Raw genomic sequence first — 25,493 nt, 5'->3', positions numbered from 1 at the left:
TCCTAGGCGCAGGCCGAGATCACGTCGCGCAACGTGTTCCTGGTGTCCGCATCATCGGTCAGGGGAACGACGATCGTGGTCTCGCACGCCTTGTCGAGGTTGATGCCGCATCCGATCAGCCGACCGGCATTGATCAGCATCCGGGTCGATGCCCCCTCGTCGAGGCCCTGGCCCTTCAAATTGCGGCTGTGCGCGGCGATCTTCACCAGGAGGTCGGCGATCTCGCGTTCGATGCCGGCTTCGCGCGAGACCACTTCGGTCTCGGCGGCGTGATCGGGGTAGCCGAAATCGAGCGCGGCGAAGCGTTGCTTGGTGGATTCCTTGAGGTCCTTGATCGCGCTCTGATAGCCGGGATTGTAGGAGATCACGAGCTGGAAATCGGAATGCGCGTGGATCAACTCTCCCCGCTTTTCCAGCGGCAGCACCCGACGATCGTCGGTCAGGGGATGGATCACGACCGTGGTGTCCTGCCGCGCCTCGACGATCTCGTCGAGATAGCAGATCGCGCCCAACCGCACCGCGGTCGTGAGCGGACCATCGCTCCACACGGTGCCCTGCGCATCGAGCAGCCAGCGCCCGACCAGGTCGGCCGCCGTCATGTCCTCGTGGCAGGCCACCGTGATCAGCGGACGGCCGAGCCGCCAGGCCATGTACTCGATGAAACGGGTCTTGCCGCAGCCGGTCGGCCCTTTCAGCATCACCGGCATGCGGCTCGCATAGGCCGCGCTGAACAATTCGACCTCGTCCCTGAGCGGCCGATAATACGGCTCGTCAGGGATGCGGTACTGATCAAGCAGCAGTGCGGGGTTGGACAAGCTGACGTCCCCCATGATCGCGCTGACGGCATGTCGCAAGGAGCGGCGTCACGATGCGAGCAGCTCCTTCAGCCTGGCGTCGATGAAGCCGACGTCGACCGGATTGGTTCCCGGCCCGCCCGCGAAATGGCCCCAGATCGACGGCACCGGCACGAACTTGGCGTTCGGCATGTTCGCGACCTCGAACTCGCTGTCCTCGGGTGGGAAATAGAGGTCGGTCTGCCCCGGCATCACATAGGTCCTGGCCTTGATGGCGCCGAGCGCGGCCTTGAAGTCGCGCTTGTAGAGCTCGTTGTCGCTGATATCGCCGTTCTGCCAGGTCCACAGCATGGTCAGCAGATTGTTCGGATCCTTCGGCAGGAAGAAGCCCTCCCAGAAAGCGACCAGAAAATCCTCCAGCGAGGAATAGCCCAACGTCTTGATATCGAGCTGTTCGCGATAGAAGGCCTGCGAAAAGCCCCAGCCGGCATAGACGCGCGCGGCGGCGCGCAGGCCGCGGGCCGGCTTCTCGGTGTACCAGCCCTCCTTCCAGGCAGCGTCCGCCGTCAGCGCTGCCTTGACGCCTTCAAGGAAGACGATGTTGTGGCGGGAGCATTTCGCCGAGCCGCAGAATGGCGCCAGCAAATCCATCATGTCGGGGTACAGCGCGCCCCAATGGAACGTCTGCAAGGCGCCCATCGACCATCCGACCACCATGCGGATGTGCTCGATGCCGAATTTCTCGGTCACCAGCCGGTGCTGGGCCCGCACATTGTCGCAGGCCGTGACCTGCGGGAAGCGCGGCCCGTTATAGGGCTCCGGCGTGTTGCTCGGCGACGACGACAAGCCGTTGCCGAGCATGTTGGGGATGATGATGAAGTATTTTGCGGGATCGAGCGCCATTCCGGGGCCGACCAGCCACTCATTGTCGTAGTGCTGGCCGGAATACCAGGTCGGATAGACGATCACGTTGTCCTTGGCCGCATTGAGCTGCCCGAACGTCTTGTAAGCGAGCTTGCAGTCGCGCAGCGTCGCGCCGCGCTGCAGGGTCAGATTGCCGAGATCATATATCTGATAGTCGAGGCTCATCGATGTGGCTCCTTGCTTGCTCAGGCGCGTCGCTCAGGCCGCACGCGCGACCTTCTGCGCGGAGGGCTCCCGCGCGATCACCAGATACACGATACCGGCGACGAGCGCCGCGGACACCGCAGTGGACAACCCCGGCATCAGATTTTCAACCGCGAAGGCGCAGAGCGACCCGATGCCCCACGCAACGAAGGGCTTGGCCCGCCAGTCGACATCGGCCTGCGCGTCGGCGCGGAGCAGATACTGATCGACCAGGATGATCGCACCGATCGGCGGCACCAGGATGCCGAGCAGCGACAGCCATTGGATGAAGAAGGCCCAGACATTCCCTGCGGCGACGACGATGCCGAGCGCGCCGAGCACCACCGCCATCAATCGCATGTTGGTGCCGAGAATGCGCGACCACCCCGTGGCCGCATTGTACAGGCAGTGCGAGCAGACCGAGCCGAGATTGGTGTAGAGGAAGACGAAGGCGAGAATGCTCAGCCAGGTCATCTGCTTGCCGTTCATATAGCCGAACATGTTGTCGACGCCGAACGGATTGGCGTTCGGCACGGCCAGCGCCGCGGTCATCACGCCGCCGACCAGCATCGCCACCAGATTGGCGAACGGAAACGCGCTGAACGTGGCGACGAGCGAGGCGCGCGCACTCGGCGCCCAGCGATTGAAGTCCGCGGTCACCGTACCGGCGTCGATGAACAACGCGAGCACGACCGTCAGCCCGACGCCCATCGACATGCTGGCCGCGCCGTTGTTGCCGGGATAGGCGAAGATCGCCGCCGCTGTCGTCGTCGAGGCTGCGTCGGTCGCGACAAAGAGACCGAGCACGACGAACAGCGGCACCGATGCCAGCCCGATCCAGTGCAGGCCCCTCACCCCGACGAAGGTGATCCCGATGTAGAGAATGCCCGCGACCACAGTCATCGCCACATAATTGAGGCCGTAAGTCGAGGAGATCAAGGCGCCGGTAATGCCGGTCTGCACGGCGTACCAGCCGAGCAGCAGGGTCGACAGCAGACCGGATGCCAGCACGTAGCCCTTCTTCCCGAACACGATGCTAGCGATCAGGGCGAAGTTCATGCCGCGCCGCGTGCCGATCAGGCCGAGCGCGCCGACATAGGCGAACATGATCAGATTGCCGAGAATCATCGCCACCAGCGCGTTCTTGAACCCCATTCCAAGAACCAGCAGCGATCCCGTCATCGCGCCGGTGATGATCATCGGAAAACCCAGCCACACCATCGTGACCGAGAACGCGCTGCGCCGGGCGTTCATCGGCACGGCTTCGTGCTCGAATTCATGGCCGAGAAGATCGTCGATCTGTCCCTCGGCCGGATGAACCGCGTCGCTATTCAATTGACCACTCATGATACCCCCAATGTCCGTGCAAAATGTTCCGACGATCGCATCGACCTGCGCCGGCGCGGAATCGGGCGCCGACGCAGCTCGCTTCGGTCAGCGATGCGCTACCTTCTGGTTCGGAATGCCTTCGATCGGGCATTCGTCGGTGCCGACGGTCGGACGCGTCATGGCCTCGACCATCTCCCGCGTGCCTTCAGGATCCGTGATCCAGTTCTTGTAGAACGTGTAGGGGCAGACCGCGTGGCCGCGGTCGCCCTCGCCGGAGTTGATCAGGCCGGTGTAGCCGCGATGCATCAGCTTGAAGAGATGGTTCTGCGACTGCATGTTGCGGCGGGCATCGCGGATCAGCGACACCGAAAGCTGCGCATACTGGATGCCGTTCTCCTCGGTGCCGCATTCGCCGAGCGTGCGGCCGTCGAAGCCGATCAGCGCCGAATGGCCGAAATAGGAGTAGACGCCGTCGAAGCCGGAGGCGTTGGCGACCGCGACGTAGCAGTTGTTGGCCCAGGCCATCGACTTCGATATCTGGATCTGCTGCTCCTTGGCCGGATACATGTAGCCCTGGCAGCGGATGATCAGCTCGGCGCCGCGCATCGCGCAATCGCGCCAGATCTCCGGATAGTTGCCGTCGTCGCAGATGATCAGGCTGATCTTCAGCCCCTTCGGCCCGTCCGAGACGTAGGTGCAGTCGCCGGGATACCAGCCCTCGATCGGCACCCAGGGCATGATCTTGCGATACTTCTGCACGATCTCGCCCTTGTCGTTCATCAGGATCAGCGTGTTGTAGGGCGCCTTGTTCGGGTGCTCCTCGTGGCGCTCGCCGGTCAGCGAGAACACGCCCCAGACGTTGGCCTTGCGGCAGGCGTCGGCGAAGATGCGGGTTTCCTCGCCCGGCACCGACGACGCGGTCTCGTACATCTCCTTGGAGTCGTACATGATGCCGTGGGTGGAATATTCCGGGAAGATCACGAGGTCCATGCCCGGCAGGCCGAGCTTCATGCCCTCGACCATCTTGGCGATGTTGCGCGCGTTGTCCAGCACCTCGGCCTTGGTGTGCAGCCGCGGCATCTTGTAATTGACCACGGCGACGCCGACCGTGTCCTTGCTGGAAGAAATATCACCATGCAGCATGTTTCGACTCCCTTCAGTGAAAGCTGGCTACACCGCCATGTGCAGCTGGATGAGATCATCGGTGAGTTCGCCGATCGCGCCCTTGGCGACCACGCGACCCTTTTCGAGCAATGCGAAGCGGTGTGACGCGCGCCGTGCGAACGTGACGTTCTGCTCGACGAGAACGACCGTGATGCCGCGCTCGCGGTTGAGCTTGACGATCACGTCCTCGATCTGCTCGACGATATTCGGCTGAATGCCTTCGGTCGGCTCGTCGAGCAGGATGACTTTCGGCTGCGCCAGCAGGGCGCGCGCGATCGCAAGCTGCTGCTGCTGGCCGCCGGACAGATTGCCGCCGTGGCGGTTGAGGAACTCCTTGAGCACCGGAAACAGCTCGAGCACCCACTCCTCGATGCCGTTCGGCGACCGCGCGGCGAAGGTGCCGAGCGTCAGGTTCTCGCGCACGGTGAAGCGCGGCAGGATGCCGCGGCCCTGCGGCACATAGGCGATGCCGGCCTTGGCGCGCTGATAGGTCCGTAGAGGAGAGATGTCGTTGCCGTCGAGCGACAGCCGCCCTGTCACGCGGTCCATCAGCCCGAGGATGCTGCGCATCAGCGTGGTCTTGCCGACACCGTTGCGGCCGAGCACCGCGAGGAATTCGCCGCCGCCGACCGTGAGGTTGATGCCCTGCAAGGCGCGGCTGTTGCCGTAGAAGGCGTCGATATCGGTCAGCTCAAGCATGGCTGATGCCTCCCGATCCGAGGTAGGCGCGGCGCACTTCGGGATGCGCCTCCACCTCCGCCGCCGTGCCCTCGGCGAGCATCTGGCCCATATGCATCACCGAAATGATGTCGCCGATCGCCTTGACGAAACCCATGTCGTGCTCGACCACAATCAGGGTGTGCCGTCCCTTCAGCCGCGCGAACAGTTCGGCGGTCTTGCGGGTCTCCTGCGCCGTCATGCCGGCGGTGGGTTCATCCATCAGGATCAGCTCGGCGTCCTGCGCGACCAGCATGCCGATCTCTAGCCACTGGGTCTGGCCATGCGAGAGATAGGCGGCCGGCCGGTCGAGCTGTTCGGTCAGCCCGACCAGCTCGGCGAGACGCTGGACCGGCTCACGCCCGGAATTCCGGACATCCCAGCGCAGATTGCCGAGCACGCTGGTGTGACGGGCCCGCGCCACTTCGAGATTTTCGCTGACGGTGAGCTCGCGAAACACGCTCGGCACCTGGAACTTGCGGCCGACACCGGCGCGGGCGATCTCGTATTCCTCGAGATCCTGCAGCGCGGTGCCGTCGAATGTCACGGTGCCGGCGGTCGGCTTGACCTTGCCGCAGATGATGTCGAGCGCGGTCGTCTTGCCGGCGCCGTTCGGCCCGATCAGGCAGCGCAATTCGCCCTTGCGAACGCTCATGTTCAGCGCGTTGAGCGCCTTGAAACCGTTGAAGCTCACCGAGACGTCGCGCAGATCGAGATGGGAGGTCATGTGCTGCCCTCCGTCTGGCCGACGCCCTGCGCAACGCCCGCGCCCGCGGCCTGCCGGCGCTGCACCATCCAGCGCAGCGCGGCCTGCGCGAGGCCGGCCAATCCTTTGGGCAGGAACAGCACCACGAGCACGAACAGTGCGCCCATCACCAGCGTCCAGGTCTCCAGGAACGCGGCGGATTCCGACAGCGCGCCCTGCATGCCCGCCACCAGCACAGCACCGAGGAAAGCGCCGACCAGGCTCTGCCGGCCGCCCACCGCGCACCACACCACGACCGAGAGCGACAACTGCACGCCGAGGAAGGTCGGCGAGGCAAACTCCATCACCACCGTGTAGAGCATGCCGGCAAGCCCCGCGATCGCCGCCGACAGCGCGAACACGAAAATCTGGTAGAGCGCGACGTCGTAGCCGAAATAGCGCACCCGGCTCTCATGGTCGCGGATCGCCTGCACGATCAGGCCGGCCCGCGACTTCGTGAAGGCAAAGGCGACCAGCAGGCTGAGCAGCACGCAGCCAGCGACGAGATAGTAGGTGGCGCGGCCATAGGCATCGAAGGCGACGCCGAAAATCTCGAGCTGGGCGAGATCGGTGATGCCGTTGAAGCCGCCGGTGTAGCTCTGCTGGTCGATGATCACGAGGTTGAGCACCACCATGGTGGCGAGCGTGATGATCGAGACGTAGACGCCGGTGACACGACCGCGGAACATGAACCAGCCGAGTGCCGCCGCGACCAGCGCCGGCACGATCATGCCGGCGGCGATCGCAAAGCTCAGCGAGCGGAACGGCACCCAGAACCACGGCAGCTGCGGGACATTGTTCCAGACCATGAAGTCCGGCAGCCCGCTCGCCCCCGTATGCACCGGAACGGTCTTGAGCTTCAACGCCATCGCCATCGCGTAGGAGCCGAGCCCGAAGCTCATGGCCTGGCCGAGATTGAGGATGCCGCCGAATCCCCAGGACAGGCCGAGCGAGATCGTGAGGATGCCGAGCACCAGATAGCGCGCGACCTTGTTGAGCAGGAAATCGTTGTTGAGCAGCAACGGCAGCGCAAACACCAGCGCGCAGACGACGAGCAGCGGCGCGAGCTGCACCGTCAGCCGCTGCAATCCGTTTGATGTGGAGACGTTCGATGACATGAAGCGGCGATCTCAGGCCCGCACGCGTGCGGTGAACAGCCCTTCCGGGCGGAAACGGATGAGGACGACGATGGCGAGCAGCACGATCGCCTTGGCCACCGTGTCGTTCTGCAGGAAGGCGATGCCGCCGGAGAGCTCGCCGAGGATGAAGGCACTCGCCACCGTGCCGGCAAGGCTCTGCACGCCGCCGAGCACCACCACCATGAAGGCGTCGACGACATAGCCGGTGCCCATGTCGGGCGACACGCTTTTCAGCGGCGACACCAGCGCCCCGGCAAGGCCCGCGAGCCCGGCACCGTATGCAAAGGTCAGCGCGTAGACCCGCTTGGCGTTGATGCCGAACGACGCCGCGACCGAACGATCCTGAATGATGGCGCGCAGCTTCATCCCGACCGTGGTGCGGTTCATCAGCAACCAGGTTGCCGCGAACAGCGCGATCGAGATGACGAACAGGAACACCCGATAGGACGACACCGACAGGCCGAGCACGTCCATGCTGCCGGACAGCGCCGGCGGCAATTGCACGTAGCGCAATTCGCTGCCGACCATCAGCCGCACCCCCTGCTGCAGCATGATGCCGACGCCCCAGGTCGCGAGGATCGTGTCCAGCGGCCGGTTGTTGAGCAAGCTTAATACGAAGCGCTCGATCACCCAGCCGAATGCCGCGACCACGAGGAAGATCGGAACCAGGCTCGCCAGCAGACCGAGCCCGAAATAGGTGTGAAACACCCAGGCCGCGTAAGCGCCGAGCATCACGAACTCGCCATGGGCGAGATTGATGATGCCCATCGACCCGTAGATGATCGACAGCCCGAGCGCGACCAACAGCAGGATCGAGCCGATGCTGAGGCCCGTGATGATCTGTTCGATGAATTGGTCCACGCCAAGTTCCGCTTGTGATCCGTTCGTCCGATGATCGCTGGGCGATGGCCGCCGGCGCCGCACGCCGACGGCCTTCGTCGGCCCCCGTCGTCAGCTCTTCTCGACCAGGCCCTTTTCGGTGCAGGACTGCCCGGGATAGGCCGCGTAGGGCACCGGCTTCAGCCATTCCTTGGTCTCGACGAGGATCTCGAACTGGCCGTTCGACTTGGCCTGCGCGATCTTCGGCCACAGCCAGGTGTGAAGATTCTCCGGCTCGATCCGGACCTTACCCTGCGGCGCGATGGTCTCCTCGCCCTTCACGGCGTCGCGGATGTTCGGCGGAGTGATGTCGCTGGTCGCGAGCTTCTCGACCGCCTGCTTGAACAGGTAGGTCTGGAAGTAGCAGGCCTCCGACACGAAATGCGTGACCTTGTCGGCGCCCCAGCGCTTCTTGTAGGCCTCGACGAATTTTTCGTTCTCCGGCGACTTGTGCACCATGAAGTACGGCGCCGAGGTGAAGTGGCCGGCGGCGGCCTCGCCGCCCATCGCCGCGACCTCGTTCTCGGACGTGGTCAGGCTCGCCATCGGCATCTTCTCCGGATCGAGGCCGGCGGCGCGATACTGGCGATGCAGCGCGACGACGGAATCGCCGACCACGGTAGAGAAGATCACGTTCGGCTGGGTCGAGCGGATCTTGTTGATGACGGACGAGAATTCGGAGTGGCCGAGCGGCACATACTCCTCGGCGACGACTTCGCCGCCGAGCTTCTCCAACAGCTTCTTGCAGTAGTTGTTCTCTTCCTTCGGATAGATGTAGTTCGAGCCGATCAGGTAGAACTTCTTGCCGAATTTCTTGACCAGCCAGGGCACGAACTCATCCTGCTGCTGGTTCGGCACCGCGCCGGTGTAGATGACGTTTTTCGAGCACTCGCGGCCTTCGTAGAGCGTCGGATACCAATAGAGATTGTTCTGCCGCTCGAACACCGGCAGCACCGCCTTGCGGCTCGCCGAGGTGTAGGAACCGAACACGCTGACGCATTTGTCGCCGACGACGAGCTTGCGCGCCTTCTCCGAGAAAGTCGCGGGATCGGAGGCGGGATCCTCGACGATCGGCACGATCTTGCTGCCCTTGATGCCGCCGGCCGCGTTGATCTCCTCGATCGCCAGCAACGTCGCCTTGTTGAGGGATTCCTCGATGATCGCGGTCGTTCCCGTCAGCGAGAACAGCACGCCGACCTTGATCTCGCCGCCGGCCGCCTGGGCAAGATCGGCATTCTTGATCCAGATGTGCGGAAAGCCGGCGCCGGTGAAGGCGCCGAACGCCGCCGTATTTCTCAGTAACTTCCGCCTCGTAATGCTCATCCCTCGCTCCCTTCAGGACTGAAAAAACAAAAAGCCCTCCCGATGCGCGCTGACGCGAGCATTGGGAGGGCTTTGTTGCCGGTTGTGTCGAAGGCGGCGCTGTCGCCGCCGGCCCCGCTATTGGGGCTTACTGTTGATGATCGTAGCCAAGCAGTTCGAACGAGTCAACAATCGCCGCAGCGACCGCGCTCGCCGACACGCGACGATCCATCGCCTGCCGCCGGATGAAGCCATAGGCCTCGGTCTCCGGCATCTGCCGCGTCGCCATCAGGATGGCCTTGGCGCGTTCCACCGTGCGCATCGAGCGCAAATTGTCGTCGAGCTTCTCGATCTTGCTGCGCAGCCGCCGCTCGTAGCCATATTGGCTGCGCGCCAGCACGAGGCTCGACAGCACCGCGTTCGGCGTGAACGGCCGCGGCAGGATCGCATTCGGCGTCGCGTTGCACAGCGCGTCGGCGTGAATGGCTTCCGTGACCGGCAGGATGACGACCAGCGCAGAGCGCGCGTCGCCGGGAATCCACGGCAGCCGCCGCGCCAGGTCGGGCGAGTACTCGCAGTACACCACGTCGGCATCGGCCGGCACGCTCTCCGGCATCGGCCACACCTGGCGGACCCGCATCCGGAAGCGCTGCAGCTCGCGCAGCAACATCCCGGTCTGATCGTCGACCGGGGCGACCACGACCGCCGACAGATCGGCAAGCTCCTGCACCATGGTCTTCCGTCCACCCATCTCGCGGCTGGCGGACGGCTTACGCGAAATCTCGTTCATTGGACGCTTCCCGTTTGCGTTGCGCGACCATAGCCGATCAAGAACGGATCCGCATGCACCGCTTCCTTGGACTGGCGCACGACATCGAACTGTCCATCATGATTGGCACGCCCGATGCGGGTCCACAAGTCGGTATGGCCCGACATCGGGTTGACGGTGACCGCGCCCTGCGGCGCCTCGAAGCTCGAGCCGAACACCATCGAGCGCAACACCTCGGTGTCGAGCGTGTTGACCTGCTCGAGCGCCTTGGCGAATAAACGCAACTGGAAGTACGACGCTTCGGCGCACATATTGGTCGAGACACCGTCGCCGAACCGCTTCTTGAAACGCTGCACGAACGCCTCGTTGGCGCTGCCTTCGATGCCCTGGAAGTAGGATGCCGCCGTGATGTGCCCCTCGCCGACGTCGAAACCCATCGCCGCGATCTCGGCCTCCGTGGTGGTCAGGCTCGCGATCGGCATCTGCCTGGGATCGAGCCCGACATTGGCATAGGCTTGATAGAGGAACACCGTGCCCTCCCCGACCACGGTGGAAAAGATCACGTCGGGCCGCAGTCGCTTGATGTCCTGGATGATCGGCAGGAAATCCTGCCAGCGGGCGTAGACGTTGACGTAGCGCTCGCCGACCACCGAACCGCCATTGGCCTTGAGCAATTCGCGCATCACGCGGTTCGACTCGCGCGGATAGATGTAATCGGAGCCGACGAAATAGAACCGCTTGCCGAAGCTATCCATCAGGTAGCGGCACAGCGCGAGGCTGTTCTGGTTCGGCGATGCGCCGGTGTAGATGACGTTGGGCGAGGCCTCGAAACCCTCGTAGAGGGTCGGATACCAGAGCAGACCGTTCAACCGCTCGACGACCGGCAGCACCGCCTTGCGGCTCGACGAGGTGTAGCAGCCGAAGATCGTGCTGACCTGGTCCTCGATCATCAGCCGCTTCGCGTAGTGGCCATAGGCCGATGAGTCTGAACCGGGATCGTAGGCGAATGGAACCAGCTCGCGGCCGCACACGCCGCCGGCGTCGTTGACCTCCTCGATCGCGAGTTGCGTGCCCTGATATTGGGTTTCCTCGATGACCGACATGAAGCCGGTCCGCGAAAACAGCACTCCGATCCGCCATGGCGCGGACGTCGTCTCTGCAAGGTTCGACATGATCAAGCCCTCAACATCGCAGGAGGGACGAGAGTGATTGTTGTTCTTGTTGCTCTCGACTGGGTTGCCGGCCGCGGAGAATTGCACGGCGTCTGCCGATGCACAAGGACTGAACAATGTGCGCCGGTGGCGAAAAGGAAGGCAGACGCACCTTAGAGGAACGCGGACAACCGCAGGCGCGTCGCTATTCGTCTAGTTCAGGTAGACGATCCGACCAGTTCGCGCATCGATAGCAAGTCCGAAGCAGGCATCGTGCGCTGGAGCCCGCGCGCAAGCGTGCATCCCCGTGATCGCGCTCCCGCCTGTCAGCTGGCGCGGAGGCGCCATTGCAGCAGTGAAAATGCTGGATCCGCATCGGCATGGTGCTCAAAAACACCTTCGACATCGGCGCCGATGATGACATCCTGTAAGGGATCGCCGATCAGGTTGCCGACCATGCGGACGCCGCCGGCGTGCGGCAATTCGACCAGCACCGCGATGTAGGGTCCGTGCTGCTTCAGCGCCGCGTGCGACGGATGCCAGACGCGCTCCCAGCTGAAGATGCGGCCGACCGGCTCGACCTCGATCCATCCGGGATCGAAGGCGTGGCAGTGGTGGCAGATCCACTCCGGCCCGAACTGCCAGGTTTGGCAGCGGTTGCAGCGCTGCACGCGCAGACGATTCTCACGCAAGCCGCTCCAATAGGGCGTCGACAGGCCATCGGTCTCGGCGGCCGGACCAGGCAGCCCGGCAGGAAGATAGTGCGAGCTCGCGGTCTTGCTCATAGCACAGCCTCCGAGCCGAGAAGGAGATTGGACGCCGGCGTCACCATCGGGCCACCGATGACCATCGCGACATCGCTTCGTTTTGCCTGGCTGGTCGACGTGCCGCGCACCTGGCGGACTGCTTCGACCACGAGCTCGAAGCCGTGCATGTAGCAATCGGCGAGGTTGCCGCCGCTGGTGTTGAGCGGCAGCCGCCCGGATGGCGCGGTCAGGTTCTCGACGGTCAAAAAGTCGTTGGCCTCCTCCGGCTTGAAGAAGCCGTGCTCGGCCAGCGCCATCACGACGCCGCCGGTGAAGTTCTCATAGGCCTGGACCACGCCGACATCGGACGGCCCGACGCCGGCCATGCGATAAAGATCCGGCGCGACCGTGTCGAAGCTGGAGGTCGCGTAAAGCGGCGAGTTGTGCGCGGTCGCCGCCGCGCGATGGCCGGAGCCCATGGCGGCCCCGAGCAGATAGGCCGGCTTGTGCTTGAAGTCTTTGGCGCGCTCCTCGGCGACGAGCACAATCGCCGCGGCACCGTCGTTCTCCATGCAGCAATCGTAGAGATGGAACGGCTCCACGATCCAGCGCGACGCTTCGTATTTGGCAACATCGAGCGGCCGGCCATACATCACCGCGCGCGGATTGGCCTGCGCGTGCCGATAGGATGCCAGCGCGATCGCGCGCAGGGCCTCCTGCCGGACGCCATGCTCGTGCATATAGCGGGTCACCCGCATCGCAAAGCGTTGCGGCGGCGCCAGCACGCCGTACGGCATCAGATAAGCGCGTTCGCCCGAGACGGTGTTGAGCCCGGTCGTCTGTCCGAAGCGGCCATACTGGCCTTGCGCCAGCGAGCGGAACACGACGACGCAATCGGCAAGGCCGGCGACGATCGCGGCCGCCGCGTTGCCGACCGCCGCGCAGCAGCCGCCGCCTCCGCCGCCCCACTGCATCGTTGCGGTCCGCAACCTGTACGTCCCCAATGCGGCGGCCAGCCGCGAGGCCTCGCTGCGATCCTCGCTGTAGGACGAGAAGCCGTCGATCTCGCGCGGGTCGAGGCCGGCGTCCTCGCAGGCCGCCAGGATCGCCTTGAGCGCAAGCTTGAACTCCGCGTCGGGCGAACCGCCGTGCCGGTAATAGTCGGTCTCGCCGATGCCGACGACGGCGACGCGGCCTCTCAGCGTGCGCTCGTGTCTCGCCCGCGCGCTCATGCCTTGGCCTCCCGTCGCGATGCAACGGCCGCAGCATCGCCGAACGCCCCCGCCTGCGCAAGCTGTGTCAGACGCGCCTCGTCATAGCCGAGCAGCTCACGCAGCACGCGCTCCGTGTGCTGGCCAACCGCAGGTGCCGCGACGGGATCGACGATCGGCGTCGCTGAATAGCGGATCGGCAGGTTCACGTTCGGCACCCAACCCACGGTGTCGTGTGGAATGCGGGTGACGATCCCGCGTTCCCTCGCCTCCGGCGAGCGGATCGCTTCGCCGACGGTGCGGACCTGGCCGCAGGGAACGCCGGCTGCGCGCATCCGCGCTTGCCAGTGCGACCATGGCTGTTGCGCGAAGACCTCGCCGAGGATTGCGAACAGCTCGTCGCGGCGGCGGATCCGCTCGGGGCCTGTCGCATAGATCGCTGCCTCCGCCAGATCGGCGCGTTCGATCACCTGCGCCATCAGGCGCTGAAAGATCTTGTCGTTGCCGCAGTTGATATAGAAGGTGCAGTCTTTCGCCTGGAACACGCCGGACGGACAGGTGTCCGGGCTGGTGTTGCCATGCCGCTGCGGATCCATGCCGCTGAACAGATGCTGCATCGTGGCATAGCCGGTCATCAGCACCGCGTTGTCGAACAAGGAGACCTCGACCTGCTGGCCCGGGCCGCCCCGCTCGCGCGAGACCAGCGCGCCGAGGATGGCGTTGCAGGCCATCATCGCGGTCGAGATGTCCATCACCGGCGACAGCGCGCGCACGCCTTCGCGGTCGGCATAGCCGTTCATCGAGACGAAGCCGCTCTCGACCTGCGCAATCGGGTCGAAACCGAGCCGGTCGGCGAACGAGCCTTCGCGGCCATAGGCCGACACCGAGCAGTAGACGAGATCAGGCTTGATCTTGCGACAGGCTTCATAATCCAACCCGAACCGCGCCATGACGCCGGTCGAAAAATTCTCGACCACGACGTCGGCGGTCGCGATCAGGTCACGCGCCACCGCAACGCCCTCGGGCGATTTGAGGTCGAGCGCGACGCTGCGCTTGTTGCGGTTGGTCCACAGGAACGGCGCACCGTGCTTGAGCTCGGCATGCAGTGGCGGATAGCGGCGGAGATCGTCACCGCGGCCGGGCGTTTCCACCTTGATGACATCGGCCCCCATGTCGGCCAGGATCATCGTCGCAAACGGACCGGCGATGAAATGCGAGAAATCGACCACCCGTATCCCTTCTAGCGCCCGCGGCGCATTGGAGGGACGCGGCGTGTGCGCCGGAAAGTCTGTTTCGATCTTGTCCAACATGTCTCTACCTACTGGCTGTCTTTCCGCTGCACCGCGCGTCAGTTGCTCTTCGACTGCTCGACGAGCGCGCATCCGCCCTGATCGACCGGCCGGAACGCCTCCGGTCCGCTGAGCACGCCGACATTCTCCAGAATGTCCCACTTGCTCTTCGACGACTTCGGGTCCTTAACTTTCAGGATATACATGTTGTGGATGGCACGGCCGTCGGCGCGGACGACGACGGGACCGAACAGCGCGTCATCGATCGGCTTTTCCTTCAGCTTCGCGATCACCGGCTGGGCGTCGTTGGTTCCCGCTGCCAGCGCCGCGTTGAGATAGGCTGATACCGACGAATACACGCCGGCGTGGAACGCGGTCGGCGATTGGCCGTGCTGCCGCTCCGTGAATTTCGCCGACCAGGCGCGGCTGGCGTCGTTCAGGTCCCAATAGAACGGCTGGGTGATCACGAGTCCCTGCCCGACCGCAAGCCCGCTGGCTTCGACGTCGTTGGTGGTGGTCAGCAGCGCGGCGAAGGTCCGGCCGTTCTGCTTCAGCCCGAACTCGGCGGACTGCTTGATCAGGCTCACCGTGTCGCCGCCGGCGGTCGCGAAGGCGATCACATCGGCGCCCGAGGAGTCCGCTTGCAGGATGAACGAGGCATAGTCCGCATTGTTGATCGGCACATTGACCGAGCCGAGCACGGTGCCACCGCCCGCGCCGATCACCGCGGTGCCGTCGCGCACCATCGATTTGCCGAGCGCGTTGTCGGTCGCGATGAAGTACCACTTCCTGCCGCCGTGACGCACCAGATAGCTGCCGAGCGTGTGCGAGGCCGCCCAGGTGTCGAAGGTCCATTGGATCGTGTTGGGCGAACAATATTTGCCGGTCAGATCCGACGAGGCCGCGCTGGAGGCGATCAGCGCCGCCTTGCCGCCGCGAACGACCTCGTTGACGGCGAGACCGACAGCCGAGTTGGGCACGTCGGCCACCGCGTCGACCTTTTCCTGCTCGACCCAGCGCCGCGCAATCGCCGCGCCGACATCCGCCTTGTTCTGGTGATCGGCCGAGATGATCTCGACCTTGAAGTCCGGATGCTGTCGCATGAAGTCCTCGGCCGCCATCCTGGCCGCTGTCACCGAACCTTCGCCGGCGTTGTCCGAATACGGACCCGAGGCGTCGTTGAGCACGCCGATCTTTATCGCGCGCGGCTCGGCAAGCACCGTCGAGCACGTCGCAACGGCGAGAGAGGCTCCGAGAATGCAAGAAAGGAGTTTCATGTGTTTCCGCCCCATATCGATGTTGTTTTGTCTTCAGAGATCCAGCACCAGCGAACGCGATTTCGATCCCGAACAGCAGATCATGATGCTGGTGTTCGCCGCCTGCTCGTCCTTGCTCAGGAACTGGTCGCGATGGTCGGGAATGCCGTCGATCACGCGGGTCTCGCAGGTGCCGCAGACGCCTTCCGTGCAGGCGTAGTTTGCGGCTATTCCGGCTTCCAGCAGCGCATCGAGGATGGTCTTGCCAGGCCGAATTGCGATGGTGCGGCCGCTGCGCGCCAGCCTGACCTCGAATCCTCCGTCGGTCGCAGGCGCTTCCCTGGCCTGGAAATACTCGACATGTACGTGGCCGGTGGGGCGATCGGCCGTTGCCGCCTCAAAGGCTGCGAGCATCGGCACGGGCCCGCAGCAATAGAGATGCGCATGCGCCGGCGTGTTGTTCACGATGCCGGCAAGATCGAACACGCCGCCTGAGCGCTGATCGTCGAAATCCAGATGCAGGTTGGCGTGGACGTTCGGTCGCAGCGCGCTGAGCTCGTCGATGAATGCCGCGGCGGCCTGCGTCCGCGCGGCGTAGAACAGCTTCCATGCGCGCCCCAATGTCTCGAGCCGGCGGATCATCGAGAGCAGCGGCGTGATCCCGATCCCGCCCGCGACCAGGACCGTGAGCTCGGCGTCCTCGTGAAGCGCAAAATTGTTCCGCGGCGGCGATACCGCGATGATATCGCCCACCCTGAGAGTGTCATGGACCAGGCGGGAGCCACCGCGGCCCTTCGCGTCCTTGTTGACCGCAATGAGGTAGCGATGCCGTTCGCGCTGGTCGTTCACCAGCGAGTAGCTGCGGATCATGCCGCCGCTTAGATGAAGATCGATATGGCTGCCGGCAGTGAAGGCAGCGAGATCGGAACCAGTCGGCGACACCAGCTCATAGGAGTTGATGCTCTCGGCCTCATAACTGATGCGCTTGACGCGGAGCTCGAGAAGCGGCTCAGCCATGGCTCACAGCTCGTATCCGAAATCCGCGCCGAGCCTGGCGCGCATGAAGGGGGCGCCGACATCGACCCAGGAATCCTCCGGCGGCAGTCGCAGCGACACCGCCCGCACCATGAAGACATCGGGGTCGCTCACGCCCTTCGGCCTGGTGCCGTGATCGCGATAGGCGCCGAGCGCCTCCAGGATGAAGCGCCGCGTCATCGCGATACCCGTGTCGCTGGAACAGAGATTCTCCCTGGTGCGATCGAAGATCGGCGAGACGCCGCTCTGGCAGGCGCCATCCTGCACCCAGAGCCCCGGCAGGCCGGAGAACCAGGTGGTCTGCTGCGCCTGGTAGTCGAACTGAAACCCGTTCTGCGGATTGTATTTGGTCCAGTACCCCGCGTAGGGCACGGTCACCGGATGCTGCACCAGCGCGTGGCGGCTGGCGTGGCCGCTCTCGCGGCCCTTGTGTCCTTCGGCAAAAACCTGCCGCGTCTTCGGCAACAGCGGCTCCGACGGATGATAGGAGAACATGATGCAGAGCGTGTTCTCGTCGTCGATCGGCACCCAGGCGTGACCGCTGAGATCGGGGAACGGCGACAGCGGCGGCACCAGCGTATAGAACGGCAGCATGAACTGGTTGACGCGCCAGTACAGCGTGTTGGCGTCGTAATTGCGCCGCGCCGCGATGCTCATGCCGAAATCCTGCTTGATGCATTCGAAGGTCGGGCGCAGGTCACGCTTCTGGATCCAGGCGCTGGTCGTGCCCTGCGCGTCGAGCCGGCCATGCAGCAGCGGCGCGTGCGCCGAATCGATCTCGCCTTCGACCGCCTGCAGCCAGTTGCACTCCTGAACGCGGACGGAGATGTGCACCTGCGCCTCCGGCACCAGATTCCATTCGACATTGGGCAGCGGCGGCAGCTCGGCCCGGTCGGGGCCCATATAGGTCCAGATCATCCCGTTGCGCTCGCGACAAGGATAGGCCTTGATCCGCACCCGCTCCTTCAGCCGGCTGCGCGCCGGCTCCGCCGGCATGTCGGTCACCGCGCCGGTCACATCGAACTTCCAGCCGTGATAGACGCAGCGCAGGCCGCAATCCTCGTTGCGCCCGAACACCAGCGGCGCACCGCGGTGCGGACAGGCCTGGTCGATCAGCCCGACGCGATCCTCGGAGTCGCGAAAGGCGACAAGGTCCTCGCCGAGAAGGCGGATGCGTTTGGGCTGCCCGTCCTTGGTGAGATCAGCCGACGGCAGGAACGGAATCCAGTAAAGGCGGAACAGCTCGCCGAGCGGCGTTCCCTTTCCGACCCTCACCAGGCGTTCGTTATCTTCGTGCGAGAGCATGATGTGCCTCCATTCAATTCGATGGCATTGGGCGCGCGCCGCCGAGCAGCGCGGCGATGCGCTGGGACAGGCCGAGATCCTGTGCGGTCCAGAGTGGGTCGGATGCCGTGAGCGGCTGTCGCGGGATCGGAGGCTGTTTGCCCTGCTCCACCATGCCCACGATGATCTCGATGCGGCGCCGTTCGAGGTTCCGCAGCGCATCCTCGACGACATCAGCTTCGGCGGTACAGCCCGGCAGCTCGGGATAGGCGAGACGGATCAACCACTGGCCCGGTGCGGTTTCCACCGCCTCCGCCTCGAGCAGATAGGGAATCGACAACAGCTCACGCAGGTCCAAGACGAACCTCCCTCGGAACGATGTCTTTGCATCGTCATTGATACGTATACGTACTATATGCCGTTGCGGATGGCAAGGGCTGAGCCATGTTTGCATCGGTTCTTGAAACCTTACTGCCCTTCTGGCTTTCCAAGGGGTTGAGAGCCAATATCCAAGCTGCTAACGGCTATGCGAATCTTGCAACCGCGGGGATCGAGCGACGGCATGGCGGCCAACACGGCAACGAAGGCAGACGCAGCCGCGCAACTTGCCCACGACTGGCAACTCGAGGGCGGCATCGGATTTCTGATCCGGCTGCTGGAGGCCCGCTACGACGGGCTTTATCAGAGCATGACGCGTCAGAGCGACATCACGCCGCGCCAGTTCGGCGTGCTGATGGCGCTGTACCAGATGGGCGCCCTCACCCCCTCCGTGCTGGCAGATCGTATCAGTTGCGATCGCAACACGCTCAGCGAAATGCTGAAGCGGATGGTCGAGCGCAGGCTGGTCTCGAAGAAGACCCATCCGGACGATCGCCGCTCGCTCCAGGTGCAGATCACCGCCAAGGGCGAGGAAGCGTTGCTGGCGGTCGTTCCGGTCGCAGCCGAGTTGCAGAACGTCATGCTCGCCCCGCTGCGCAAGGAAGACCGCGCGCATTTCCTCAAATGCCTGTTGGCGATCGCCAAGGCCCCGCCGCCGGTCACGTCCGCGGACGATTGACGCTACCTGGCGCGACAGCGCACCGGCAGGCGCTTCACGCCGCCGAGGAACGATGTCTCGGTCCAGGCCGGCTCGCCCGCAAGCTCGATCCGATCGACGCGGCCGACCAGCTCGCGGAAGAACGCCACGATCTCCGCCTTGGCCAGATGCCGGCCAATGCAGGCGTGAATGCCGTAGCCATAACCGAGATGGCGATTGGGCGAGCGATCCGGAATGAATTCGAAGGGACGATCGAACGCCTCCTCGTCGCGATTGCCCGAGGGATAGCTGATGAACAGGCTGTCGCCAGCCTTGATCGTCTTGCCGCGAATCTCGTAGTCGACGGCGGCGGTCCGGAAGAAGTGCTTGACCGGCGAGACCCAGCGCACCATCTCCTCGGCCGCATCGGGCACGAGGCCGGAATCGTTGCGTAGCCGGTCGATCCAATCCGGGTTCTCGATCAGCGCCAGCAATCCGCCCGCGATGGTGGCACTCGTGGTGTCGTGGCCGGCGCTCGCAAGCGCGATGTAGTAGGAATACGCCTCGAAATCCTCGATCGGCCGGCCGTCGATCTCCGACGTCGCCACCACCGTCGCGACGTCGTCCTTCGGATTCTGCCGGCGCTCCTGTGCGACGTCCTTGAAATAGTCGACATAGGCGATGGTGGCGTCGATGAGATCCGATCCCTTCTGCATCTCGGGATCGCCGCCGCCGAAATAGGCCTGGGTGATCTTCAGAAGACGCTGCTCGTCGCTGCGCGGCAGCCCGAGGATCGTCATCAGGACACGCAACGGATAGTAGATCGCAATCTCGCTGTAGAAGTCGCATGCGCCGCCGAACGCAAGCAGCCGGTCGACGCTTTCCTTGGCCAGCGCCTCCATGCGCTCCGCCAGGGTCCGGATATGCCGCGGCTGGAACCAGGCGTGGGTCAACTTCTGATACTTGGCGTGATCAGGATTATCCATCTGCGGCAGCGCCCGGACCAGCATGGGCCTGCCGTTCATCGCTTCCCTCACCTTGCTCTCGAACTCGATGCTGAGCAGCTTGGTGCGCGGCGCATTGATGAAGCGATCGGGCTGGCGTTCGATCTCGATGATGTCGGCATGTCTGGCGATCGTCCAGAATGGACGGTAGCCGTCGGGCTGCGTCCAATGGATCGGATCGTCACGCCGCAAGCCTGCAAAGATGCGATGCTGCAGGTCGACGTTCCCGTAGGTCTTGTGGTCGGCAATCGTATTGTCCAACGCGATGTCAAGCATTCCGGCCTCCCCGATGATTTATGTTTTATGCAGTTCTTCCAACCTCTCGCATGATCGGCACCGGCCGGCGGCAACCCAGTTGCCGTGTCGGCTACAGGCGCGTCTCTCCGCGGCTTCCAAATGCTCCCGTTTCGGCAAGTCGCGCGATCGCCTCGCCGGACAGGCCGAGCACACGCGTCAACACCTCGTCCCGCTGCGCGCCGATGGCCGGGACTTCATTGCCGATTGTCGTATCCGCCGCCGACATCTTCCACGGTGCATTGACGCCGACGAACTCGCCGGCGCCATCCGTCACTTTCGCGAAGGCACCGCGCTGCACCAGATGCGGATCGCTCAGCGCCGCGCCTGGTGTCCGGTATTCCGCGCAGGGAACGCCGGCACGATCGAGTGCATCGATGCATTCGCGCACCGTGTGCCGCTCAGTCCATTTCTCGATCACCTGCATCATGGCGGTCCAGTTGGCGCCGCGCGCCGGGATCGTCGCAAAGCGGGGATCGCTGGTCAGTTCGGCCTGCCCCGTCACCTCGCACAGCGCGGAAAAATTGCGCGGCGTGACCGGAGCGATCAGGATATCACCGTCGCGGGTGCGGACCGGGCCATAGGTCGGCCGCGGCGCGCGGATCGGGAATTGCGCCTCCTGCAGTTCGTAGACCAGCAGGTTCAGCATGCAATCCATCAGCGCGACGTCGATCCGTTGGCCCTCTCCGGTGCGCGTGCGTTGAACCAAGGCCGTCTGGATCGCGGAATAGCCGAAGATACCGCCAAGCACGTCGGCAACGAAGATCGCGCCGGACGCCGGCCGCTCCCGGTCGCCGGCATAGCGCGCCAGCGACTGATCGAGGCCGCTCTCGGCGTGCACGATCATGGCATAGGCCGCGCGCTCGGCAGCAGGGCCGGACTGCCCGTAGCCCGAGATCGAGCAATAGATCAGCCGCGGATTGATCACGCGCAGCGCCTCATAGCCGAGCCCGAGGCGATCCATCACGCCGGGGCGGAAATTCTCGACCAGGATGTCGGTCTCCGCGACCAGCTGATGCACGAGCTTGATGGCGTCGGCGTTCTTGAGGTCGAGCGCCAGGCTGCGCTTGCCGGCGTTGAGCTGGCCGAAATAGGTGCTGTGGCCATCGCGCAGCGGGGTCCGCAGCCGCATGTCGTCGCCCTCAGGCGGCTCGATCTTGATGACGTCGGCGCCGACATCGGCAAGCAGCCGCGCGCAATACGGTCCCGCCAGCATGATCGAAAAATCGAGCACGCGCAGGCCTTCGAGCGGCGCCGTGGCTTTCTTGTCCATCCGTTTCCTCCTATCTCGGCAGGCCGAGCGCGCGCTGCGCGATCAAGCTGCGCTGGATCTCGTTGGTGCCGATGCTGATCACCCACATCAACGAGTGCCGCAAATTCTGCTCGAACCGGCCGTTGTCGATCGCATCAGGCATCTGCTCGGACAGCGCGGCGCGGGAGCCGAGCAGATCGAGCGCCGCCTCACCGAAGCGCTCCATCAGCTCACCGGAAAACACCTTGCTGATCGCGCCATACTCGGGCGGCGTGACGCCGTCGGACGCTAGCTCGGCGCAATACATCATGAGCTGGCGGCCGACCTCGATCTCGCTCGCAAGCGTCGCCATCCGGTCGCGAATGATCGGATCGCTCCCGGCGCCGCTGTTCAGCACGTGCCGACGCAACTGCTCGAAGGCATGCGCGACCTTGAGCACGATGCCGCCGCCGACCAGGCCGCGCTCGAAGGCGAGCGCGCCGGTCAAGACCTTCCAGCCGCCATTCACCTCGCCGACCAGGTTCTCCAGCGGGATCCGCACGTCGTCGTAGAAGATGTTGGCGAACGAGCCGTCATACATCGTGGTCGCGGGGCGGATCGTGATCCCCGGCGTATTCATCGGCACGATGAACATGCTGATGCCGGCATGCGGCGGCTTCGCCTGCTTGTCGGTCCGCGCGGCGAGGAACATGTACTTGCCCCACCACGTCGTGGTCCAGATCTTCTGGCCGGTGATCACCCAGTGATCGCCGTCCCGCTCCGCGCTGGTGCGTAGCGCGGCAAGGTCGGATCCCGCCTGCGGTTCGCTGTAGCCCATGCCGTGCATGGCCTCGCCACGCAGGATCTCCGGCAGATATTTTGCCTGTTGCTCGGCAGTGCCGAACATCATCAGCGCGTTGGCCTGGATCGACGCGCCGATCCGCGGCGCCTCGCCGCGCTCCATCGTCTCCATGAAGGCGATCTGCTCCAGCGGCGAACGCGCCTGGCCACCGAATTTTTCCGGCCAGCCGAGGCCAATCCAGCCGGTCTGGCCGATCTCCCGCGCGAACGCGGCGTCGAACTCGCGCTTGGCGAACGGCCGGCCGTCAAAGGCGGACTTTGCGTCGCCGGACCAATGCTGGGCGAGCCATTCCCTGACTTGTTCCCGCAGCGCATTGCCGGCTGGACCGAGATCGTACTCCGGCAGCCCGGCGCCGCCATCGTCGAACAAATGCGATGCAAGCGCGCGCCTGGCGTGCGCGGCGCCGCCGAGCGCAATGGTATCGAGATGGACGCGCTTGAAATGATGCGGCGCTTCATGCTCCTCGGCATAGCCGATGGCACCGAAGGCGTGCTGCGTCTCCAGCGAAACGCGCCGCAACGCCGCGCTCGCGAAAGCCGACGCGCAATCGGCAAAATAGCGCCAGTGGGGATCCCGCGCCTCGTACAGCCGCGCGGTGTGATGCAGCACGAGCCGCACGCCTTCGAGATCGATCAGGCAGTTGGCGAGCTTGTGCTGGATCGCCTGAAACTTTCCGATCGGCTGCCCGAACTGCTGGCGTTCCCTGGCGTAGTCCACGACCAGCTCGAACGCGCGCCGGGCAGCACCGTGTGCGCGGGCCAGCAGCGCTGTCCTTGCCACCAGCCGGAGATCGTCCACGCTGGGGGTTTCGAAATCGATCAGCCTGACCGGGACCGAGTCGAGCTTGACCTCCCAACTTCCCCACGCGCCCATCGCTCGGGTCGGCACGCGGCTTACGCCGGCCGCGTTGAGATCGACCAGCGCCAGTCGCGACGCATCGACCGGCACCAGCAGATGCGTGGCACTTCCCGCCGCCTCGACGAAGCGAAGCAGTCCCGACGCTGCGCCGCCGCTGAGCTGGACCGTGCCCGCGCCGGGATCCGGGTCGAGGCCACCAAACGAAACCGCAACGCAGGCCGCGCCGGCATGAAGCCGCTTCCGCAACTCCAGCGCGATGTCATCGGTGGCGGCCGCAAGCACAAGATTGGCGAGCGCTGTGGCACCCATCGGCGCGGGACAGGCGGCGCGGCCGAGCTCGGCCATCACCACCAGGATTTCGCGAAGGCCGCCCTCCTCCGGATTGGCGCCGAGCGCCGCAATCCCCTGCCCAACCAGCTTCTGCCAGATCGCGGTGACCGCATCAGCGGACGCCGCGTCCTTCATGGCGTCTGCGCGCCAATGCTCTGCGAGGAATCCGCGCACGGATTCCCCGAGCATCGCCGCTACGTCGTCTCCTGCGACTTCGGGCGCCGACATCGCCGGCGCTAGCTCTGGCCGAATTTCGGCTTGCGCTTCTCCTTGAACGACATCGTCGCTTCCTTGTGGTCAGCGGTCTCGAAGGTGACCTGCTCCAGCGCCATCGAGGCCTCCAGCAGCATGTTGACGCGCTCCTTGACGATCTGGTTGATCGACAGCTTGGTCCAGCGGATCGCCCAGGTCGGGCCGTTGGCGAGCTCGACCGCGATCTCGCGGGCCTTCGCCAGCACGTCGGCGCGCGGCGCGATGTGATTGACCAGTCCGATCCGTTCGGCCTCGTGGCCCTTCAGCAGCGTGCCGCGGATCAGATACTCCTTGGCCTTGTTGATGCCGATCAGCAGCGGCCAGATCACCGTGCCGCCGTCGCCCGCGACGAGGCCGACCCGCGAGACGTGGGTATCGCCGATCCGCGCGTCCTCGGCCATCACGGTGATGTCGCAGAGCAGCGCGTGGGTCGCCGCCAGCCCGATCGCATCGCCGTTGATCGCCGCGATGATCGGCTTGTCGAGCTCGAGTTGGCGGGTGACGCCGCGCCGGCTGATCATGGGATCGTGGACCTCACCCTCCTCCAGCACGTCGCCGCCGGGTCGTTCCGACATCGCCTTGACGTCGCCGCCGACGCTGAAGAACTCGCCCGCACCTGTCAGCACCACGACATTGACGGCGTGATCGTCGGCAAGGTCATCCCAGATCGTGCGCAATTCGCGGATCAGCTTCTGATTGATGGCGTTGCGCGCCTGCGGACGGTTCAAGGTCACGGTCGCGACCTTGTCCGCGACCTCGACCTTCAGACATTCGTACTTTGCGTAGTTGGACATGTTTGCCTCCCTTGTTGTTGCTGTTTGCATGTTGATCGGCGCGCCGGGATTTCTGTCAGCGGCGCATTCCCGGCTGAACGTCCGCCAGCGCGACGTGCAGCGACATCGCGCCTGGGTCCTGCTCCAGCATCCGCTGCACGGATTCCAAATGGGCGCGCAACAGCTTGCTCGCCAAATTCACGTCCCGGTCGCTGAGCGCGGCGAGGAACTGGCGACGCTTTTCCGTCAGCCGCGCCATCGCAACCCCGCTCGAGGCGACCTTGGCATAGACAAAGCGCATGTGGATCTCGGTGACAGAGTCCACGATCATCGCGATCACCTTGTTGGCGGTCGACGCCGCCAGCAGCTTGTAGAACTCGCGCGAACATTCCACCCGATCGAGCAGGCGACCTTCCTTGGTGGCAAGCTCCGTCCGCACGATATTCGCCTCCAGCGCGTCGAGATCGGCGCGCCGCGCATTGGCGCAGGCGAGCCGCACCACGAGGTCGAGCACGTGGACGCGCGCCTCGGACAATTCCCGCACCGAGATCGTCCCGAGGCTCAGCATGTCCCGCATCACCTCGTTCATCCGGCGGGTGTCGCCCTGCTGGATGAAGGCGCCGCCCTTGACGCCCTTCTGCAGCCGCAGCACGCCGGCCATCTCCAGGCTGCGCAGCGCCTCCCGCAGCACGTTGCGGCTGACGCCGAGCTGTTGCGCCAGCTCGCGTTCCGGCGGCAGTTTGTCGCCCGGCTTCAGCACGCCGAGCGCCAGCTGCTCGCGGATGCGCTCGCAGATCTCCTCGAACGTCCGCCGCGTGTGGATCGGCTTGAACGCCGGCGAGGTCGCCGCCGCCGCACGGAGATCGGCGGCGCGCTCGCGCCGGGTGGGAGATGCGGCGCGGGCGCGCAGCGGCGCGCGGGGGCTTGACTTGGTGCTCATGCGGTGGATTATTAAAT

Annotated in this window: 24 protein-coding genes; 1 reads left to right on the top strand and 23 read right to left on the bottom strand. The window is 64.8% G+C overall.

Annotated elements, in window-relative coordinates; all coding sequences use genetic code 11:
• Window positions 1–2: 2 nt before the first annotated feature.
• The 18 genes from IC762_RS13750 to IC762_RS13665 form a co-directional block, all read right to left on the bottom strand.
• Window positions 3–815: a CbbQ/NirQ/NorQ/GpvN family protein gene (locus IC762_RS13750; protein WP_283816357.1), complete on the bottom strand. Its 813-nt coding sequence runs from the start codon at window positions 813–815 to the stop codon at window positions 3–5.
• Window positions 816–863: 48 nt separating this feature from the next.
• Complete coding sequence (locus IC762_RS13745) at window positions 864–1,883, bottom strand: alpha/beta fold hydrolase (protein WP_195789310.1); 1,020 nt, start codon at window positions 1,881–1,883, stop codon at window positions 864–866.
• 33 nt (window positions 1,884–1,916) lie between these two features.
• A complete protein-coding gene (locus IC762_RS13740; protein WP_195789309.1) occupies window positions 1,917–3,248 on the bottom strand; it encodes a purine-cytosine permease family protein in 1,332 nt (443 codons plus the stop codon).
• Window positions 3,249–3,335: 87 nt separating this feature from the next.
• Window positions 3,336–4,373, bottom strand: coding sequence for an aliphatic amidase (locus IC762_RS13735; protein ID WP_195789308.1), 1,038 nt, complete (start codon window positions 4,371–4,373; stop codon window positions 3,336–3,338).
• 27 nt (window positions 4,374–4,400) lie between these two features.
• Window positions 4,401–5,093, bottom strand: a complete 693-nt coding sequence (gene urtE / locus IC762_RS13730; protein ID WP_195789307.1) for an urea ABC transporter ATP-binding subunit UrtE — start codon at window positions 5,091–5,093, stop codon at window positions 4,401–4,403.
• The gene (gene urtD / locus IC762_RS13725; protein WP_195789306.1) at window positions 5,086–5,838 is read right to left on the bottom strand and encodes an urea ABC transporter ATP-binding protein UrtD; all 753 of its coding nucleotides are present in this window, start codon (window positions 5,836–5,838) and stop codon (window positions 5,086–5,088) included. Before urtD ends, urtE begins: the two co-directional genes overlap by 8 nt.
• Window positions 5,835–6,974 (bottom strand): urea ABC transporter permease subunit UrtC, encoded by a 1,140-nt coding sequence (gene urtC / locus IC762_RS13720; protein ID WP_195789305.1) that lies wholly within the window; start codon window positions 6,972–6,974, stop codon window positions 5,835–5,837. The genes urtD and urtC overlap by 4 nt, the downstream gene beginning before the upstream one ends.
• A gap of 12 nt (window positions 6,975–6,986) precedes the next feature.
• Window positions 6,987–7,856 carry an urea ABC transporter permease subunit UrtB gene (gene urtB / locus IC762_RS13715; RefSeq protein ID WP_195789304.1) on the bottom strand — a complete coding sequence of 290 codons (870 nt, stop codon included), beginning with the start codon at window positions 7,854–7,856 and terminating at the stop codon, window positions 6,987–6,989.
• Window positions 7,857–7,946: 90 nt separating this feature from the next.
• Window positions 7,947–9,197 carry a transporter substrate-binding domain-containing protein gene (locus tag IC762_RS13710; protein ID WP_195789303.1) on the bottom strand — a complete coding sequence of 417 codons (1,251 nt, stop codon included), beginning with the start codon at window positions 9,195–9,197 and terminating at the stop codon, window positions 7,947–7,949.
• 127 nt (window positions 9,198–9,324) lie between these two features.
• A complete protein-coding gene (locus IC762_RS13705) occupies window positions 9,325–9,966 on the bottom strand; it encodes an ANTAR domain-containing response regulator (protein WP_195789302.1) in 642 nt (213 codons plus the stop codon).
• Entirely contained in the window at window positions 9,963–11,117 is a 1,155-nt protein-coding gene (locus IC762_RS13700) for a transporter substrate-binding domain-containing protein (RefSeq protein ID WP_210338437.1), read from the bottom strand. The genes IC762_RS13705 and IC762_RS13700 overlap by 4 nt, the downstream gene beginning before the upstream one ends.
• Window positions 11,118–11,422: 305 nt before the next feature.
• Window positions 11,423–11,881, bottom strand: coding sequence for a Zn-ribbon domain-containing OB-fold protein (locus IC762_RS13695; RefSeq protein ID WP_195789301.1), 459 nt, complete (start codon window positions 11,879–11,881; stop codon window positions 11,423–11,425).
• Window positions 11,878–13,074, bottom strand: a complete 1,197-nt coding sequence (locus tag IC762_RS13690) for a thiolase C-terminal domain-containing protein (protein ID WP_195789300.1) — start codon at window positions 13,072–13,074, stop codon at window positions 11,878–11,880. Before IC762_RS13690 ends, IC762_RS13695 begins: the two co-directional genes overlap by 4 nt.
• The gene (locus IC762_RS13685) at window positions 13,071–14,363 is read right to left on the bottom strand and encodes a CaiB/BaiF CoA transferase family protein (protein WP_195789299.1); all 1,293 of its coding nucleotides are present in this window, start codon (window positions 14,361–14,363) and stop codon (window positions 13,071–13,073) included. The genes IC762_RS13690 and IC762_RS13685 overlap by 4 nt, the downstream gene beginning before the upstream one ends.
• A 38-nt stretch (window positions 14,364–14,401) precedes the next feature.
• The gene (locus IC762_RS13680) at window positions 14,402–15,619 is read right to left on the bottom strand and encodes an ABC transporter substrate-binding protein (protein WP_195789298.1); all 1,218 of its coding nucleotides are present in this window, start codon (window positions 15,617–15,619) and stop codon (window positions 14,402–14,404) included.
• 33 nt (window positions 15,620–15,652) lie between these two features.
• Entirely contained in the window at window positions 15,653–16,615 is a 963-nt protein-coding gene (locus IC762_RS13675) for a PDR/VanB family oxidoreductase (protein WP_195789297.1), read from the bottom strand.
• Between the two features lie 3 nt (window positions 16,616–16,618).
• Window positions 16,619–17,938 carry a Rieske 2Fe-2S domain-containing protein gene (locus IC762_RS13670; RefSeq protein WP_195789296.1) on the bottom strand — a complete coding sequence of 440 codons (1,320 nt, stop codon included), beginning with the start codon at window positions 17,936–17,938 and terminating at the stop codon, window positions 16,619–16,621.
• Between the two features lie 13 nt (window positions 17,939–17,951).
• Complete coding sequence (locus IC762_RS13665; RefSeq protein ID WP_195789295.1) at window positions 17,952–18,275, bottom strand: type II toxin-antitoxin system HicB family antitoxin; 324 nt, start codon at window positions 18,273–18,275, stop codon at window positions 17,952–17,954.
• A gap of 204 nt (window positions 18,276–18,479) precedes the next feature.
• On the opposite strand from IC762_RS13665, the gene IC762_RS13660 reads away from it, so the two are divergent.
• Window positions 18,480–18,974: a MarR family winged helix-turn-helix transcriptional regulator gene (locus IC762_RS13660; protein ID WP_195789294.1), complete on the top strand. Its 495-nt coding sequence runs from the start codon at window positions 18,480–18,482 to the stop codon at window positions 18,972–18,974.
• 2 nt (window positions 18,975–18,976) lie between these two features.
• Here the strand turns inward: IC762_RS13660 and IC762_RS13655 are convergent, their stop codons facing one another.
• The 5 genes from IC762_RS13655 to IC762_RS13635 form a co-directional block, all read right to left on the bottom strand.
• A complete protein-coding gene (locus tag IC762_RS13655) occupies window positions 18,977–20,212 on the bottom strand; it encodes a cytochrome P450 (RefSeq protein WP_195789293.1) in 1,236 nt (411 codons plus the stop codon).
• A gap of 91 nt (window positions 20,213–20,303) precedes the next feature.
• Window positions 20,304–21,503 carry a CaiB/BaiF CoA transferase family protein gene (locus tag IC762_RS13650; protein WP_195789292.1) on the bottom strand — a complete coding sequence of 400 codons (1,200 nt, stop codon included), beginning with the start codon at window positions 21,501–21,503 and terminating at the stop codon, window positions 20,304–20,306.
• A gap of 10 nt (window positions 21,504–21,513) precedes the next feature.
• Window positions 21,514–23,646, bottom strand: coding sequence for an acyl-CoA dehydrogenase family protein (locus tag IC762_RS13645; RefSeq protein WP_246801554.1), 2,133 nt, complete (start codon window positions 23,644–23,646; stop codon window positions 21,514–21,516).
• 101 nt (window positions 23,647–23,747) lie between these two features.
• Window positions 23,748–24,557 carry an enoyl-CoA hydratase/isomerase family protein gene (locus IC762_RS13640; protein ID WP_246801553.1) on the bottom strand — a complete coding sequence of 270 codons (810 nt, stop codon included), beginning with the start codon at window positions 24,555–24,557 and terminating at the stop codon, window positions 23,748–23,750.
• Window positions 24,558–24,612: 55 nt separating this feature from the next.
• Complete coding sequence (locus IC762_RS13635) at window positions 24,613–25,476, bottom strand: FadR/GntR family transcriptional regulator (RefSeq protein WP_195789289.1); 864 nt, start codon at window positions 25,474–25,476, stop codon at window positions 24,613–24,615.
• Between the last annotated feature and the right edge of the window lie 17 nt (window positions 25,477–25,493).

Source organism: Bradyrhizobium genosp. L, assembly GCF_015624485.1.
GTDB lineage: Bacteria > Pseudomonadota > Alphaproteobacteria > Rhizobiales > Xanthobacteraceae > Bradyrhizobium.
The sequence above is the reverse complement of the archived record's forward strand: the minus strand, read 5'-3'. Positions and strand labels throughout refer to the sequence as shown.